Annotated in this window: 17 protein-coding genes; 7 read left to right on the top strand and 10 right to left on the bottom strand. The window is 69.0% G+C overall.

Features of this window, described 5'->3' with window-relative positions:
• Positions 1–24: 24 nt before the first annotated feature.
• A complete protein-coding gene (locus tag ACQ5SP_RS12265) occupies positions 25–282 on the bottom strand; it encodes a DUF6455 family protein (RefSeq protein ID WP_430938668.1) in 258 nt (85 codons plus the stop codon).
• A gap of 143 nt (positions 283–425) precedes the next feature.
• On the opposite strand from ACQ5SP_RS12265, the gene ACQ5SP_RS12260 reads away from it, so the two are divergent.
• Positions 426–806, top strand: coding sequence for a thiol-disulfide oxidoreductase DCC family protein (locus tag ACQ5SP_RS12260; protein WP_430938667.1), 381 nt, complete (start codon positions 426–428; stop codon positions 804–806).
• Here ACQ5SP_RS12260 and ACQ5SP_RS12255 read toward each other — a convergent pair.
• A complete protein-coding gene (locus ACQ5SP_RS12255; RefSeq protein ID WP_430938666.1) occupies positions 798–1,499 on the bottom strand; it encodes a M48 family metalloprotease in 702 nt (233 codons plus the stop codon). The two genes, ACQ5SP_RS12260 and ACQ5SP_RS12255, sit on opposite strands and share 9 nt — an antisense overlap.
• A 96-nt stretch (positions 1,500–1,595) precedes the next feature.
• On the opposite strand from ACQ5SP_RS12255, the gene ACQ5SP_RS12250 reads away from it, so the two are divergent.
• The 4 genes from ACQ5SP_RS12250 (at position 1,596) to ACQ5SP_RS12235 (ending at position 4,488) form a co-directional block, all read left to right on the top strand.
• A complete protein-coding gene (locus tag ACQ5SP_RS12250; RefSeq protein WP_430938665.1) occupies positions 1,596–1,826 on the top strand; it encodes a hypothetical protein in 231 nt (76 codons plus the stop codon).
• Positions 1,827–1,938: 112 nt separating this feature from the next.
• The gene (locus tag ACQ5SP_RS12245; RefSeq protein ID WP_430938664.1) at positions 1,939–3,045 is read left to right on the top strand and encodes a class II histone deacetylase; all 1,107 of its coding nucleotides are present in this window, start codon (positions 1,939–1,941) and stop codon (positions 3,043–3,045) included.
• Positions 3,046–3,130: 85 nt separating this feature from the next.
• Positions 3,131–3,859 carry a CoA transferase subunit A gene (locus ACQ5SP_RS12240; RefSeq protein ID WP_430938663.1) on the top strand — a complete coding sequence of 243 codons (729 nt, stop codon included), beginning with the start codon at positions 3,131–3,133 and terminating at the stop codon, positions 3,857–3,859.
• Positions 3,859–4,488: a CoA transferase subunit B gene (locus tag ACQ5SP_RS12235; RefSeq protein ID WP_430938662.1), complete on the top strand. Its 630-nt coding sequence runs from the start codon at positions 3,859–3,861 to the stop codon at positions 4,486–4,488. The genes ACQ5SP_RS12240 and ACQ5SP_RS12235 overlap by 1 nt, the downstream gene beginning before the upstream one ends.
• Positions 4,489–4,635: 147 nt before the next feature.
• On the opposite strand, the gene ACQ5SP_RS12230 is transcribed toward ACQ5SP_RS12235, so the two are convergent.
• The 6 genes from ACQ5SP_RS12230 to ACQ5SP_RS12205 all read right to left on the bottom strand — a co-directional run bounded on the left by ACQ5SP_RS12230 (position 4,636) and on the right by ACQ5SP_RS12205 (position 10,004).
• Entirely contained in the window at positions 4,636–5,898 is a 1,263-nt protein-coding gene (locus tag ACQ5SP_RS12230; protein ID WP_430938661.1) for a vWA domain-containing protein, read from the bottom strand.
• Between the two features lie 16 nt (positions 5,899–5,914).
• Entirely contained in the window at positions 5,915–6,826 is a 912-nt protein-coding gene (locus ACQ5SP_RS12225; protein ID WP_430938660.1) for an AAA family ATPase, read from the bottom strand.
• Positions 6,827–6,916: 90 nt separating this feature from the next.
• Positions 6,917–7,423: a pyridoxamine 5'-phosphate oxidase family protein gene (locus ACQ5SP_RS12220; protein ID WP_430938659.1), complete on the bottom strand. Its 507-nt coding sequence runs from the start codon at positions 7,421–7,423 to the stop codon at positions 6,917–6,919.
• 108 nt (positions 7,424–7,531) lie between these two features.
• The gene (locus tag ACQ5SP_RS12215; RefSeq protein WP_430938658.1) at positions 7,532–9,274 is read right to left on the bottom strand and encodes a sensor histidine kinase; all 1,743 of its coding nucleotides are present in this window, start codon (positions 9,272–9,274) and stop codon (positions 7,532–7,534) included.
• Positions 9,271–9,834 (bottom strand): RNA polymerase sigma factor, encoded by a 564-nt coding sequence (locus tag ACQ5SP_RS12210; protein WP_430938657.1) that lies wholly within the window; start codon positions 9,832–9,834, stop codon positions 9,271–9,273. The genes ACQ5SP_RS12215 and ACQ5SP_RS12210 overlap by 4 nt, the downstream gene beginning before the upstream one ends.
• Positions 9,831–10,004 carry a NepR family anti-sigma factor gene (locus ACQ5SP_RS12205; RefSeq protein WP_430938656.1) on the bottom strand — a complete coding sequence of 58 codons (174 nt, stop codon included), beginning with the start codon at positions 10,002–10,004 and terminating at the stop codon, positions 9,831–9,833. Before ACQ5SP_RS12205 ends, ACQ5SP_RS12210 begins: the two co-directional genes overlap by 4 nt.
• Before the next feature lie 99 nt (positions 10,005–10,103).
• Here ACQ5SP_RS12205 and ACQ5SP_RS12200 point away from each other — a divergent pair, with 99 nt between their 5' ends.
• Positions 10,104–10,925 (top strand): response regulator, encoded by an 822-nt coding sequence (locus ACQ5SP_RS12200; RefSeq protein ID WP_430938655.1) that lies wholly within the window; start codon positions 10,104–10,106, stop codon positions 10,923–10,925.
• Between the two features lie 144 nt (positions 10,926–11,069).
• Here the strand turns inward: ACQ5SP_RS12200 and ACQ5SP_RS12195 are convergent, their stop codons facing one another.
• Positions 11,070–11,420, bottom strand: a complete 351-nt coding sequence (locus tag ACQ5SP_RS12195) for a hypothetical protein (protein WP_430938654.1) — start codon at positions 11,418–11,420, stop codon at positions 11,070–11,072.
• Between the two features lie 96 nt (positions 11,421–11,516).
• On the opposite strand from ACQ5SP_RS12195, the gene ACQ5SP_RS12190 reads away from it, so the two are divergent.
• Positions 11,517–12,248 (top strand): Crp/Fnr family transcriptional regulator, encoded by a 732-nt coding sequence (locus tag ACQ5SP_RS12190; RefSeq protein ID WP_430938653.1) that lies wholly within the window; start codon positions 11,517–11,519, stop codon positions 12,246–12,248.
• 7 nt (positions 12,249–12,255) lie between these two features.
• Here ACQ5SP_RS12190 and ACQ5SP_RS12185 read toward each other — a convergent pair whose 3' ends face one another.
• The gene (locus ACQ5SP_RS12185) at positions 12,256–12,438 is read right to left on the bottom strand and encodes a PLDc N-terminal domain-containing protein (RefSeq protein ID WP_430938652.1); all 183 of its coding nucleotides are present in this window, start codon (positions 12,436–12,438) and stop codon (positions 12,256–12,258) included.
• Positions 12,439–12,530 lie beyond the last annotated feature (92 nt).

Raw genomic sequence — 12,530 nt, 5'->3', positions numbered from 1 at the left:
CCAGCCCCGCGCCCGCCAGCCGGCTCAGGCCTCGCGGAGCGCGCGGAAAAGACCGGCGTTGCGGCAATAGTCCGGTGTCTGCGACGCACCGTCCTTGTGATCCTCGAGCCAGTGCACGCAGTCATCGGCATGGGTGCAGGCGGTGCAGCTGAACACGGCCGACCGCAGGTCGTTGGCCGAGAGATGCCCGCGCATCATCTCTTCCCCGATGTCGATGCCCTGGGTTTCCGCCATGCGGTCGACGAGTTTCTCGTGGCGATCCAGCTTGGACAGGTTGAACATGTGCGCCTCCTCTGGGTTTCGGGGCCGCATGCGCGGCGTCTCGACACCAGAGTCCGTTGCATCTGCAACGAATACCATGATCCAGATCAAATCCGCGCAAGCCCCCCCCTTTCCGGGCCGGCCCGTCCGCCTATCTTTCGATCATGACCGAGGAAACCCAGACAGACGTGCTTTACAACGGGGCCTGCCCCGTCTGCGCGGCCGAGATCGGCCATTACCAGGGCTATGCCGGCGCGCGGGCGCTGCCGATTCGCTTCCACGATCTCAACGCCACCGACCTGGCGCGCTGGGGCCTGACGCCCGACCAGGCCGCGCGTCGTCTCTACGTGGCCCGGAACGGCCGGCTCGAGAGCGGTATTCCGGCGTTTCTCACGCTGTGGCGGGACATGCCGCGCTATCGCTGGCTGGCGCGGCTGGTCGGGCTGCCGGGCGTCCGGCAGGCCGCCGCGGCGCTTTACGACCATGTGCTCGCGCCGCTGCTCTACCGGTGGCACCTGCGCCGGCAGCGGCGCCTGTCACTCTAGCCGCGCCATCACCCGGCGCACCGTGTCCATGCGCGCGGCGTTGGGCGGATGGGTGCCGAGGAACCGGTCGCCCGGATCGGGAATGCGGGCGAAGAACGCGGCGCCGCGCAGCGGATCGTAGCCCGCGCGATGGGCGATGACCGTGCCCAGCGCATCGGCTTCCAGCTCGAATTCCTTGGAATACCGGCGTGCGCCCAGGGTGGCGCCCAGGTCCTGGCCGGCCTCGATCCCCCGCGAATCCGCGCCCAGCGTCGCGGCCAGCAGCCCCCCGAGCATGGCGCCGCCCAGCGCGTTCTGCTGCAGCTTGGGGATGTGCGCGGCGATGTGATGGGCGGCCTCGTGGCCCAGCACGAAAGCCAGCTCGTCGCTGTTGCGCGCGTCGGCGATCAGGGCCAGCGTGAAGACGATATAGGGCCGGCCCTGCCCGTCGACGGTCTGGAAGGCATTGGCCGGCTGGCCGGGGCGATCATCCACGGCGATTCGGAAATCGCAGTCCAGGCGCGGGGCCTCCGCGCGGCAGACGCGTTCGGCCACCGGCTCGACGCGGCGCACCACCTCCACGAAATTCCGGGCCGCGACGTCGGCGGAGACCGCTGGCGGCGGCGGCTGCGAGGCGGCCGGCGGCGGGCCGTCCTCGACCGTGGCGACGCAGGCCGAGAGGGCGAAGAGGGCGAGGACGAAAAGGCTGCGCATCGGTATCTCCTTCGAACCCAATATAGGCCTGAAGCGGCGGGTTTGCATTTGCGGCGTGACGGGCGTTTGATCGACCCTACAGAATCGGGGGGCCAGATGTTCACGATCGAGCATGAATTCGACGCCACCGTGGTCACGCTGGTCGACGAGCCGGGCAGCCACCTGCAGGAGGACGTGACGATTACGGCCTTCGAGGATTGCGTCACGGTCGAACAGACCGACCCGCGCACCGACCGCGACCAGAAGATCACCCTGTCGCTTTCCCAGATCCGCGACCTGGCGGCCGCGCTCGATCTGCCCGAGGGCAGCTACCGGCTCAAGCGCTGAAGTCCGGTTCCCGAGACGGACGGTCCTGTCGCGGCCCGGCGCGCCCCGCGCGGTCACCCTTCCCTTTTGGCGCGCGTCCGGGTTATCTCGCCCCAGACGAGGGAGGCAGGGCATGCACGAGACGGCGTTCTTCTGGGACGAACGGTGCTTCTGGCACGCGGGCGGGACCTACAGCTTCACCATGCCGGTCGGCGGGCTGGTGCAGCCACAGGCGGCCGGGGGCCTCGCCGAAAGCCCCGAGACCAAGCGGCGGCTGAAGAACCTGATGGACGTCACCGGGCTGACCCGCGATCTCGACGCCCAGGGGGCCGAACCGGCAAGCTGGACGGACTTGGCGCGCGTGCATCCCGAGGCGTTCCTGCGCAGGTTCAAGGCGCTGTCCGATGCCGGCGGCGGCGAGATCGGCGAGCAGGCACCGTTTTCCCGCGGCGGGTTCGAGATCGCCAGCCTCTCGGCCGGGCTGGCCAAGCAGGCGGTGGCGGCGGTGCTCGACGGCGACTATCGCAACGCCTACGCGCTCTCGCGCCCGCCGGGCCACCACGCCCTGCCGGATTTCCCGAACGGCTTCTGCATCCTCGCCAATATCGCCATCGCCATCGAGGCGGCGATCGCGTCGGGGCGCGGCCGGCGCTTCGCGGTGGTGGACTGGGACGTGCATCACGGCAACGGCACGGAGGCGATCTTCTACGACCGCGACGACGTTCTGACGATCTCGGTTCACCAGGATCGCAACTATCCCGAGGACACCGGCTTCGTCGAGGATCGCGGATCCGGCGCGGGGCATGGCTGCAACCTCAACATACCCCTGCCCCCGGGTGCGGGCCACGAGGCCTATCTCGAGGCGATGGAACGGCTGGTGGTGCCCGCGCTCACCGGCTTCGGCCCCGATATCGTGATCGTGGCCTGCGGCTACGACGCCAGCGCGATCGACCCGCTCTCACGGATGATGTGCACCGCGGAAACCTTCCGGCTCATGACGCGCCAGCTGATGCGGGCGGCGGACACGCTCTGCGACGGGCGGCTCGCGATGGTTCACGAGGGCGGGTACTCGGAACTCTACGTGCCCTTTTGCGGCCACGCGGTGCTCGAGGAGCTCTCGGGCAGCGCCGTGCGCGCCCCGGACCCGCAGGGCGAGGTCTTCATGGCGCGCCAGCCCTGCGCAAGGGTCCGGGCGCTCCATTCCGAGATGATCACCGAGATCCGCCAGCAGGTCTTCTGACCCCGCTGCAGCGCGGCATCGGCATTGACTCCACCCCGGCCCCCGGTCACAAACGCGGGCAGTTTCAGACATTCGGGAGCTTGCCATGAACAAGATCTACGGCTCGGCGGCGGAAGCGCTGGACGGGCTTCTGTTCGACGGGATGACCATCGCCGCGGGGGGCTTCGGGCTCTGCGGGATCCCGGAACTGCTCATCGCGGCGATCCGCGATGCCGGCACCAAGGAGCTGACCGTCGCCTCCAACAACGCGGGCGTCGACGATTTCGGACTTGGCCTCCTGCTGCAGACCCGCCAGGTCAAGAAGATGATGTCGTCCTATGTCGGCGAGAACGACACCTTCATGCAGCAATACCTCTCGGGCGAGCTCGAGCTGGAGTTCAACCCGCAGGGCACGCTGGCCGAACGCATGCGCGCCGGCGGCGCGGGCATCGCGGGCTTCTACACCAAGACCGGCTACGGCACGCAGATCGGCGAGGGCAAGGAGGTCAAGGACTTCGACGGCGAGCCCTACATCCTCGAGCGGGGGATCTTCGCCGATCTCGCGATCGTCAAGGCCTGGAAAGCCGACACGACCGGCAACTGCATCTTCCGCAAGACCGCGCGCAACTTCAACCCGCCGGCGGCGATGTGCGGGAAGGTCTGCGTGATGGAGGTCGAGGAAATCGTCGAGCCCGGCGAGCTCGACCCCGACGGCATCCACCTGCCGGGCATCTACGTGCACCGGCTGATCCAGGGCGATCACGAGAAGCGCATCGAGAAACGCACGACCCGGCCCAAGGCCGAGGGCGGCGCCGGACAAGGGGAGGACCTGTAATGGCCTGGGATCGCGATCAGATGGCGGCACGCGCCGCGCAGGAACTCGAGGACGGCACCTACGTCAATCTCGGCATCGGCATCCCGACCCTGGTGCCGAACTTCATCCCCGAGGGGGTGACGGTGACGCTGCAATCGGAAAACGGCATGCTGGGCATGGGCCCCTTCCCCCTCGAGGGCGAGGAGGACCCGGATCTCATCAATGCCGGCAAGCAGACGATCACCGAACTGCCCAACACCGCCTATTTCGACAGCGCGACCAGCTTCGGCATGATCCGCGGCGGCAAGATCGCGATGGCGATCCTCGGCGCGATGGAAGTGGCCGAGAACGGCGATCTCGCCAACTGGATGATCCCGGGCAAGCTGGTGAAGGGCATGGGCGGCGCCATGGACCTCGTCGCCGGCGTCCGCCGCGTCGTGGTGGTGATGGACCACAACAACAAGGCCGGCGCGCCCAAGCTGCTGAAGGCCTGCACCCTGCCACTGACCGGCACCGGCGTCGTGGACCGGATCATCACCAATCTCGGCGTGCTCGACGTGGTCGAGGGCGGGCTCAGGATCGTCGAGACCGCCGACGGCGTGACCGCGGACGAGATCCGCGAGAAGACCGAGGCGACGATCGTCGACTGAGGCGCCGCCACGACCCCGAACGCGGCCAGGGGGCGCCTGCGGGCGCCCCTTTCCCGTTCTCACCGTTCCGGAAATATCCCCGCCGGAGGCACCGCGCGCCCGGCACGGGCGCGCAAACCGTCTTGGCGCGCGCCAGCGCGCCGCCGCTCAGCCGGCCGCCAGCATCTGCATCAGCCGCAGTTTCTCGCCCTGGTCGCCGGCATCGGCCACCGCGTCCGCCAGCGCCTCGAGCGAGGCCAGGTTGTGGCCCGCGCGGAAGCAGTCGACATGGGGCAGCATCGCCGCGATCCCCTGTGCACGCGGCGCGAAGCCCTCCCAGCGCAGCAGCGGGTTGATCCAGATGACCCGCCGCGCCGAGAGATGCAGCCGCTCCATCTCGCGCGCCAGCCGCTCCGGGTCGTCGCGGTCGAGCCCGTCGGTGATCAGCAGCACCACCGCGCCCGATCCCAGGACGCGCCGCGACCAGTCGCGGTTGAAGACGTGCAGGCAATGCCCGATCCGGGTGCCGCCCTCCCAGTCCCGCGCCTCGGCCCCGGCCGCGGCCAGCGCCGCGTCCACGTCGCGCGCGCCGAGCTGGCGGGTGATGTTGGTCAGCCGCGTGCCGAAGGTGAAGGCGTGCACCTTCGCCCAGCCCGCGCCCTTCTCGTTGGCGACGCTGTGCAGGAAATGCAGCACCACCCGCGAATAGGCCGACATCGATCCCGAGATGTCGCAGAGCGCGACCAGGTTCGGCCAGCGCGTCCGCCGCGCCCGCCAGGACAGCCGTTCGATCGCGCCGCCGCGGCGCAGCGCGGCGCGCATCGTGGCGCGCCAGTCCGGTCGCCGGCCGCGCGGATCGGCGGCCAGCCGGCGCGTCTTCAGCGGCGGGACCGGCAGGCTCAGCCGGGCGATCCGGCGCCGGGCCGCGGCCATCTCGGCGGTGGTCATCTGCTCGAAGTCGAGCGTCCGGAGCCGCTCCTCGGCCGACATGGTCAGCGCGGCGTCGATCTCGATCTGCTCGCTCTCGCCTTCGGGCTCGGGCAGGTCGGGCGCGTCACGCGCCACCCCGTCGAGCAGCGCCTCGGCCGCGCGGCGTTCGGCGGCGCGCGCGGCGCGTTCCTCCTGCACGCCCCGTATCGCCGGCAGCATCATCGACATCATGTGCTCGAGGTAACGCGGATCGCGCCAGTAAAGCCGGAAGATCTGCGCGAAGACCGCGCGCTGTTCGGGCCGGTTCACGAAACAGGCCTGGAGCGTGAAGAAGAAATCCGCCCGGCTGGTGAAGCCGGCCGCCTCCACCGCGCGGATCGCATCGACCACCCGCCCCGGCCCGGCCGGCAGCCCGGCCTTGCGCAGCGCGCGGGCGAAATGGGTGATGTTGGCGGCGAGCTTGCCGTCCTCGGGAATGTCGAGGGGGGCGTATTCGACCATGGCGCTGCGCCCGGGCTCAGGCGGTTTCGAGCCCGGCGCGGGCCTCGTCGAGGATGCGCTTGGCCTCCGATCCCTGCAGGCGCTGGATATCGTCCTGGTATTTCAGGATCGCGCCGATCGTGTCCGCGATCACCTCGGGGCTCAGCTGCACCGCGTCGAGCGCCAACAGGCATTTCGCCCAGTCGATGGTTTCGGCCACGCCCGGCTTCTTGAAAAGATCCTCGCCCCGCAGGCGCTGCACGAAGCTCACCACCTCGCGCGAGAGCGCCTCGGCGGCCTCGGGCGCGCGGGCATGCAGGATATCCATCTCGCGGCTGAAATCGGGGTAGTCCACCCAGTGATAGAGGCAGCGCCGCTTCAGCGCGTCATGAACCTCGCGGGTGCGGTTCGACGTGATGATCACGATGGGCGGCTCCGGCGCCCTGATCGTGCCAAGCTCGGGGATCGTCACCTGGAAATCGCTGAGCGCCTCCAGCAGGAAGGCCTCGAAGGGCTCGTCGGTGCGGTCGAGCTCGTCGATCAGCAGCACCGGCGCGCCCCCGGCCTGCGGGCTCATGGCCTCGAGCAGCGGGCGGCGGATCAGGAACCGGTCCGAGAACAACTCGTCGGTGAGCGCCTCGCGGTCGGTGCTCTCCACCGCCTCGGCGGTGCGGATCGCGACCATCTGGGCGGGGAAGTTCCATTCATAGACCGCGCTCGCGGCGTCCAGCCCCTCGTAGCATTGCAGCCGGATCAGCCGCCGGCCCAGCCCGGCGGCGAGCGCCTTGGCGATCTCGGTCTTGCCGACGCCGGCCTCCCCCTCGAGGAACAGCGGCCGCCCCAGGCGCAACGCCAGGAAGACCACGGTGCCAAGCGCCCGGTCACAGACATAATCCTGCCCGGCAAGCAGCGCCTGGACGTCCTCGATAGTCTCTGTTTTCGGGGCCACGCGCGCACCTCCCTGCCCGGTTTCCGGGGCAAGATAGCGGTGGCGCGCGGGCCGGTCCACCGCCCGCCCGCCGAAAAGCGCCGCGCGGGCTCAGGCGGTGAAGTCGAGCAGCACCTGCGCGCCCACGTCCGGCGCGCTCTTTTCCCCCAGCGCGGCGCGCGTGACCTCGAGCCCGAACACGACGGCGTTGTCGGTCGTCGCCCAGATCGCCGCATCGCGCAGCGGCATCTCGAGCAGGACGATCTTCGGATCGTCGCGGCCTTCCTCGAACCAGGCGGCGGCGCCGCGGGTCCAGACCTCGTCCAGCTTGTCGGTGTCCTCGCTCTGGCGAAGCGTGCCGGTCAGGCAGGCATAATAGTCTTCTTCGGGCGACTGGATCGTGAACCGGGCCGTCGCCCCCTGCCCGAGCGCGCGCACGAGATCCGTGTCGCGCGCGGTGATGAAGTGCAGCACCCGCCCGGCCTCGTCGAGGTAATGGGTCATCGGACGGGCGTGCAAAGAGGAATTCTCGAGCGAGAGCATCCCGGCCCGCACCGCGTGCAGGCGCCGGAACAGCTGCGTCTCGGCGTCTTTCCAGGTCGTGTCGGTATCGGCCATGTCTGCCTCCGTCAAAGCGTGGGTGATCCGGCGGCCGCGGGCGGCCGGCTCCGGGGGTCCCCGGAGAAACGCACCGGGCCGCCCGACGTTCCGCCCAGCCGGCCGGGCTCAGGCGTCCGGCAGCGGAACCGCCTCCTTCTCGGGGTCGAATTCGGCGATCTCGAAGCTGACATGGATTCCGAAGCGTTCCGTGCCCGCCTCGGTCTCGAGGGTGCCGCCCAGCTGGGTGACGAAGGACTCGATCAGCCGCGAGCCGAGCCCGGAGCCGTTGTCCTCAAGCGCGTCGTGGACCGGGTCGCCGAGGGAGTTCACGATGCTCAGGACCGCCTTGCGCCCGCCCAGATCCTTCAGCACCAGGGAAATCCAGGGATCTTCGTCCCGGGGCCGGCCAACATACTTCACGGCGTTGGTGGCCGCCTCGGTCGCGAGCAAAGACAGGGGCACAGACTGGTCGGGCGTGATCTCGACCGGGTCGAGATGCTCCGATATGCGCACCGCGGCCTCGCCGCCGCCGCTGCCGACCACGCCCAGCTGGTTGATGATCTCGCGCAGCAGCGTGTCGGCCCGCACCGTTCCGAGGTTCCGCGCGGTATAGAGGTAGCGGTGGATCGTCGCGAGCCCCATCACGCGATCCTGCACGCGGCGAAGCACGCGCCGCGCCTCGTCGGTGGCGGCGGCGCGGATCTGCATGTTCATGATCGAGGAAATCAGCTGAAGGTTGTTCTTGACCCGGTGATGCACCTCTTTCAGCAGGACGGTCTTCTCCTGCAGGTCCTCCTCCCGGCGGCGCTCGTTCTCGTTCAGGGTCCGGGTCATGGTGTTGAACGTCGCCGCCACCTCGTCGAGCTCTTCCGGCGCGCGGTCCAGCCGCACGGTCCCGAATTCATGATGCCCCGCGGAATAGAGCCGCATCCGGCGCTGCAGGCGGCGGACATGGCGGATCACCAGACGGTTGAGCCCGAAATAGGCGACGAAAATGCTGACGATCCACATCAGCAGCGGAAAGACCAGCGCCATCGCGCCGTTCAGGCTGCGTTCCGGCGGCCAGCTGCCCAGCGCATAGACCGTATCGTCGACGATCGGAACCACCGCGAAGACACGCTCTTCGCCCAGGGTGTTGCGCCCGAGGAAGGCCCGCGGCGCCCCGCCGAAATACCAGGCCAGTTCATGGGCCGCGGGCAGCGTGCGGGCGATGTCACCGAGCCCGGGTCCGGCCGAGAGGATCGTGCCCTCGGCGTTGAAGGTCAGAAGCTCGGCCTGGCGGTCGGTCTCTTCGTTCAGGGGACCGGCGACGGCGTGGGGGACGCCGATGGTCACGTAGCCAAGAAAGCTGGTGCCTGCCACCAGGGGCACGCCGACGGTCAGGACCGGCGGGCCGCCCTCCGGCGCGCCGGCCTCTATCTCCACCACGCGCCGGGGGCTGGCCCGGTAGGTCTCGTAGCGCTCCGTGTCGCCCAGGCTGGCAGGTTGCCCGTCAGAGGAGCAGATCGTCGCGCCGTCGGGTCCTATGAAGGCCGCATGTACGAACCGCGGGCCGGTCTCGACCAGCCGCGCCAGCATCGGGCCGCAGGCATCCCCGCCGCGGCGCAGTTCCAGCAGCGCGGCCCCGGCCGCGGCAGCCGCGCCGAAGGCTCCTTCGATCAGGGTGCGTTCGCGCTCGGCGGCCCGTTCGGTCTGGCCGAGCAGCGCCGTTTCCGACAGCGCGCGCGTTTCCTCGAGCACTTCGGAGGTCTGGTAGAGAGAGATCAGCCCCAGCGGCAGCAGCGCCACGGTGAGGACCGCGATCAGCTGCGATGTCAGGCTGCGCATGAACCGGCGGCGCGGCGGCGGCGGGCCGCCCGGCCCGGTCATGCGGCCGGGGTGCCCGAGACCACGGCGACCGTGGCGGCGTCCGTCATCTCGAGCTCTTCGTCGTCTTCGAGGTTCATCAACTCCGCAAGGCGCCGCCGGGCCCGGTTCGTCCGGCTCTTGATGGTGCCGACCGCGCAGCCGCACATCTCGGCCGCTTCCTCGTAGGAAAAGCCGGATGCCCCCACGAGGATCAGCGCCTCGCGCTGTTCGTCGGGCAGCTGCTCGAAGGCGGCGCGGAAATCGCTCAGCACGAGCCGGCCGTCGTGGTCAGGTTTCTGCGACAGCTGCTCGGCCATCGCGCCGTCGCTGTCGGCGACCTCGCGCTTGCGCTTGCGGCGCAGCGAATAGAAGGTGTTGCGCAGGATCGTGAAAAGCCATGCGCGCAGGTTCGTGCCCGGCTGGAACTTGTCGATATTGGTCCACGCCTTGACGATGGTGTCCTGCACCAGGTCGTCGGCCGTCGCCGGGTTGCGCGTCAGGCTCAGTGCGAAGGCCCGCATGGCCGGCAGATGCTCCACCAGCTCCTCACGCGGGTCGGAATGTCCGGGATCGGCGGTCATTCGCCCTCCGCGGGATCGTCCGTCGCGCGACCCTTCTCCTGTGCACGCAGCTGATCCAGCAACGAGGTGAACCGGTCGGGGATCTCGTCGTCGAGCGCTTCGGCGTAGACGCGCCGGAGGTTTTCGTCGATCTGTTCCTGCACTTTGGATTTCTTCCGCTGGTTTGTCATGCTTGCCTAAGTCCGCGAATTCCCGGCTTGTTCATGGAACCGAACGGCGCGACCCTGCGTTCGGTTCCAAGAGCATGTGAAAAGTTATGGGGGAACACAATGTCAGACGCCCGCACCGACGCGAGCCTCACCGATGCGATCGCCGCCGAACTGCCCTTCCTGCGCCGCTATGCGCGGGCCCTGACGGGCAGCCAGGAAACCGGCGACCGCTATGCGGCCGCGACGCTGGAGGCGATCCTCGCCGATGACGAGGTCTTCGACCGCTCGGCCACGGCGAAGGTCGCGCTTTTCAAGGTGTTCCACGGGATCTGGGCGTCCTCCGGCGCGCCGGTCGACAGCGGGCCGGACGCCCCCGACGGCCCGGAATCGCAGGCCCAGCGACGTCTTTCGGGCCTTACGCCGAACACCCGCGAGGCGCTCCTGCTGCACAGCATCGAGAATTTCCGCCCCGACGAGATCGGCGACATCCTCGGGGTCGGGCCCGGCGAGGCCGCGGAACTGGTCACCATCGCCCAGACCGAGATGGCCGATGGCGTCACCGGCCGGGTCATGGTCATCGAGGACGAGGCGATCATCGCGATGGATATCTCCTCGATCGTCTCCGAGATGGGCCACAGCGTCACCGGCGTCGCCACGACGCGCGACGAGGCGGTGAAGCTCGGTCGCGCGGACCCGCCCGACCTGATCCTGGCGGATATCCAGCTGGCCGACAAATCCTCGGGCATCGACGCGGTAAACGACCTGCTCAGCGGCGCGAACATGCCGCCGGTGGTCTTCATCACCGCCTTCCCCGAACGGCTTCTGACGGGCGAGCGGCCCGAGCCGGCCTTCCTCATCTCCAAGCCCTATAACGAGGGCCAGATCCGCTCGGCGGTGAGCCAGGCGATGTTCTTCGCCAGCACCGAGACGCTGACCGCCTGATCGCGAAGCGGGACGGCAAACCGACGAAGAGGATCTGCGCGCCCCCCGCCGCAGCCGGAAACACCGGCGACGATGGCCCCGAAGAAAACTCCGAGCGCCCGGCAGGCCCGTCGCGCCGGGCGGGTGGGTCCGTCCGGCCACAGCTCAAGACAGGCTCTCGCGCACCATCTCGCCGGTGAAAGGGCGCACCAGGTGCTTCCAGCCCCGGTCCGCGACCCGCGGGGCATCGGCTTCGCCGGCGGTCATCACGATCCGCGCGCCCAGCCCTTCGAGCGTGCGGTCGAGCCCGTCGCGGGTGATGGCGTCATAGCCGGTTTCGAGAAACGCCGCGGTCAAGCGTTCGTAGCGGGCCAGATCGGCACGGAAATCGGCGATGCTGTTGTATTGATATACCTTGCACGGGCCGGCCTCGCGCAGGGTCTCCACAAGGTCCATGGAAATCACCGCGTCGCGGTCGACGACGGCGTAAATCGGGGTCTTTCTACGGTCGGTCAAACTTTCTCCTGCCCGAATCGGGTCTGGTCATGGTTCGCAGTGTGGAACCCATCCGCTGCCGGCGCATTTAACTATGACATGACGCCAGGAGCGAAGATGGCCACCAAATGCCACGCATGCCCGCTGCGCCGGAAGGAGATCTTCACCCCGATGTCGGAGGAGGAGGTCGCCTTCATGCAGAAATTCAAGACCGGCGAGCTGAATGTCAATCCCGGAACCACGTTGCTGATGGAGGGATCGAACAGCCCGCAGCTCTTCACGGTGCTCGAGGGCATGGGCCTGCGCTACAAGACCCTGGCCGACGGGCGTCGGCAGGTGCTCAACTTCGCGCTGCCCGGCGATTTCGCCGGGCTGCAGGCCGGCGTCATGGGCAAGATGCAGCACTCGATGGAGGCGACCACCCGGATGACGCTCTGCGTTTTCGACCGGGCCAGCCTATGGTCACTTTTCCGCCAGCGGCCGCAACGGGCCTTCGACCTGACATGGCTCGCCGCGATCGAGGAACATTTCCTGGGCGACAGCGTCGCGGCGCTCGGGCAGATGACCGCGCGCGAGAAGGTGGCCCGCGCCTTCGTCCACGTCTACAGCCGGGCGCGGGCGGTCGACATGGCCCGCAACGGGCACGCGCCCCTGCCCTATACCCAGCAGGACCTGGCCGACGCGCTGGGGCTGTCGCTGGTGCACACGAACAAGACCCTCAAGACCCTGCGCGAACGCCAGATCGCCACCTGGCGCGAGGGCCGGCTGGCGGTCAACAATTTCGACCGCCTCTGCGAGATCGCCCAGGTCGCGCCCGATGAAACGCCGCAGAAGCGGCCGCTGATCTGACCCGCGTCTAGCGCCCCGCGCGCGGGCCGGCGATCAGCCAGAGGATGAAGCCCAGCAGCGGCAACAGGACGACCAGCAGGATCCACAGAACCTTGCGCCCTGTCGTCGCCGACGCCCCGAGGATGGAGACGATCGCCCAGAGGTCGAGGATAAGCAGGATGAACCCGCCGATGCCGGAAATCTCGATCATGCCATCTCCCAGGTTGCGCGGCGCCTTCGGTCCGCCGCAGCCTAGCGGAGCCGCGCGGCAAAGACAAAGACCGGGCCGGGCATCGCGCCGGG

The organism is Rhodovulum sp. YNF3179 (assembly GCF_050586465.1).
Lineage (GTDB): Bacteria > Pseudomonadota > Alphaproteobacteria > Rhodobacterales > Rhodobacteraceae > CAJXYS01.
This window is presented reverse-complemented; position numbering and strand designations above follow the sequence as displayed.

Bases quoted from the DNA above. Each gene is read 5' to 3' on its own strand.
- ACQ5SP_RS12185 (WP_430938652.1), bottom strand. From the start codon at position 12,438: ATGATCGAGATTTCCGGCATCGGCGGGTTCATCCTGCTTATCCTCGAC.
- ACQ5SP_RS12205 (WP_430938656.1), bottom strand. From the start codon at position 10,004: ATGACAAACCAGCGGAAGAAATCCAAAGTGCAGGAACAGATCGACGAA.
- ACQ5SP_RS12265 (WP_430938668.1), bottom strand. From the start codon at position 282: ATGTTCAACCTGTCCAAGCTGGATCGCCACGAGAAACTCGTCGACCGC.
- ACQ5SP_RS12235 (WP_430938662.1), top strand. From the start codon at position 3,859: ATGGCCTGGGATCGCGATCAGATGGCGGCACGCGCCGCGCAGGAACTC.
- ACQ5SP_RS12260 (WP_430938667.1), top strand. From the start codon at position 426: ATGACCGAGGAAACCCAGACAGACGTGCTTTACAACGGGGCCTGCCCC.
- ACQ5SP_RS12190 (WP_430938653.1), top strand. From the start codon at position 11,517: ATGGCCACCAAATGCCACGCATGCCCGCTGCGCCGGAAGGAGATCTTC.
- ACQ5SP_RS12245 (WP_430938664.1), top strand. From the start codon at position 1,939: ATGCACGAGACGGCGTTCTTCTGGGACGAACGGTGCTTCTGGCACGCG.
- ACQ5SP_RS12255 (WP_430938666.1), bottom strand. From the start codon at position 1,499: ATGCGCAGCCTTTTCGTCCTCGCCCTCTTCGCCCTCTCGGCCTGCGTC.
- ACQ5SP_RS12230 (WP_430938661.1), bottom strand. From the start codon at position 5,898: ATGGTCGAATACGCCCCCCTCGACATTCCCGAGGACGGCAAGCTCGCC.
- ACQ5SP_RS12240 (WP_430938663.1), top strand. From the start codon at position 3,131: ATGAACAAGATCTACGGCTCGGCGGCGGAAGCGCTGGACGGGCTTCTG.
- ACQ5SP_RS12215 (WP_430938658.1), bottom strand. From the start codon at position 9,274: ATGACCGGGCCGGGCGGCCCGCCGCCGCCGCGCCGCCGGTTCATGCGC.
- ACQ5SP_RS12220 (WP_430938659.1), bottom strand. From the start codon at position 7,423: ATGGCCGATACCGACACGACCTGGAAAGACGCCGAGACGCAGCTGTTC.
- ACQ5SP_RS12210 (WP_430938657.1), bottom strand. From the start codon at position 9,834: ATGACCGCCGATCCCGGACATTCCGACCCGCGTGAGGAGCTGGTGGAG.
- ACQ5SP_RS12250 (WP_430938665.1), top strand. From the start codon at position 1,596: ATGTTCACGATCGAGCATGAATTCGACGCCACCGTGGTCACGCTGGTC.
- ACQ5SP_RS12200 (WP_430938655.1), top strand. From the start codon at position 10,104: ATGTCAGACGCCCGCACCGACGCGAGCCTCACCGATGCGATCGCCGCC.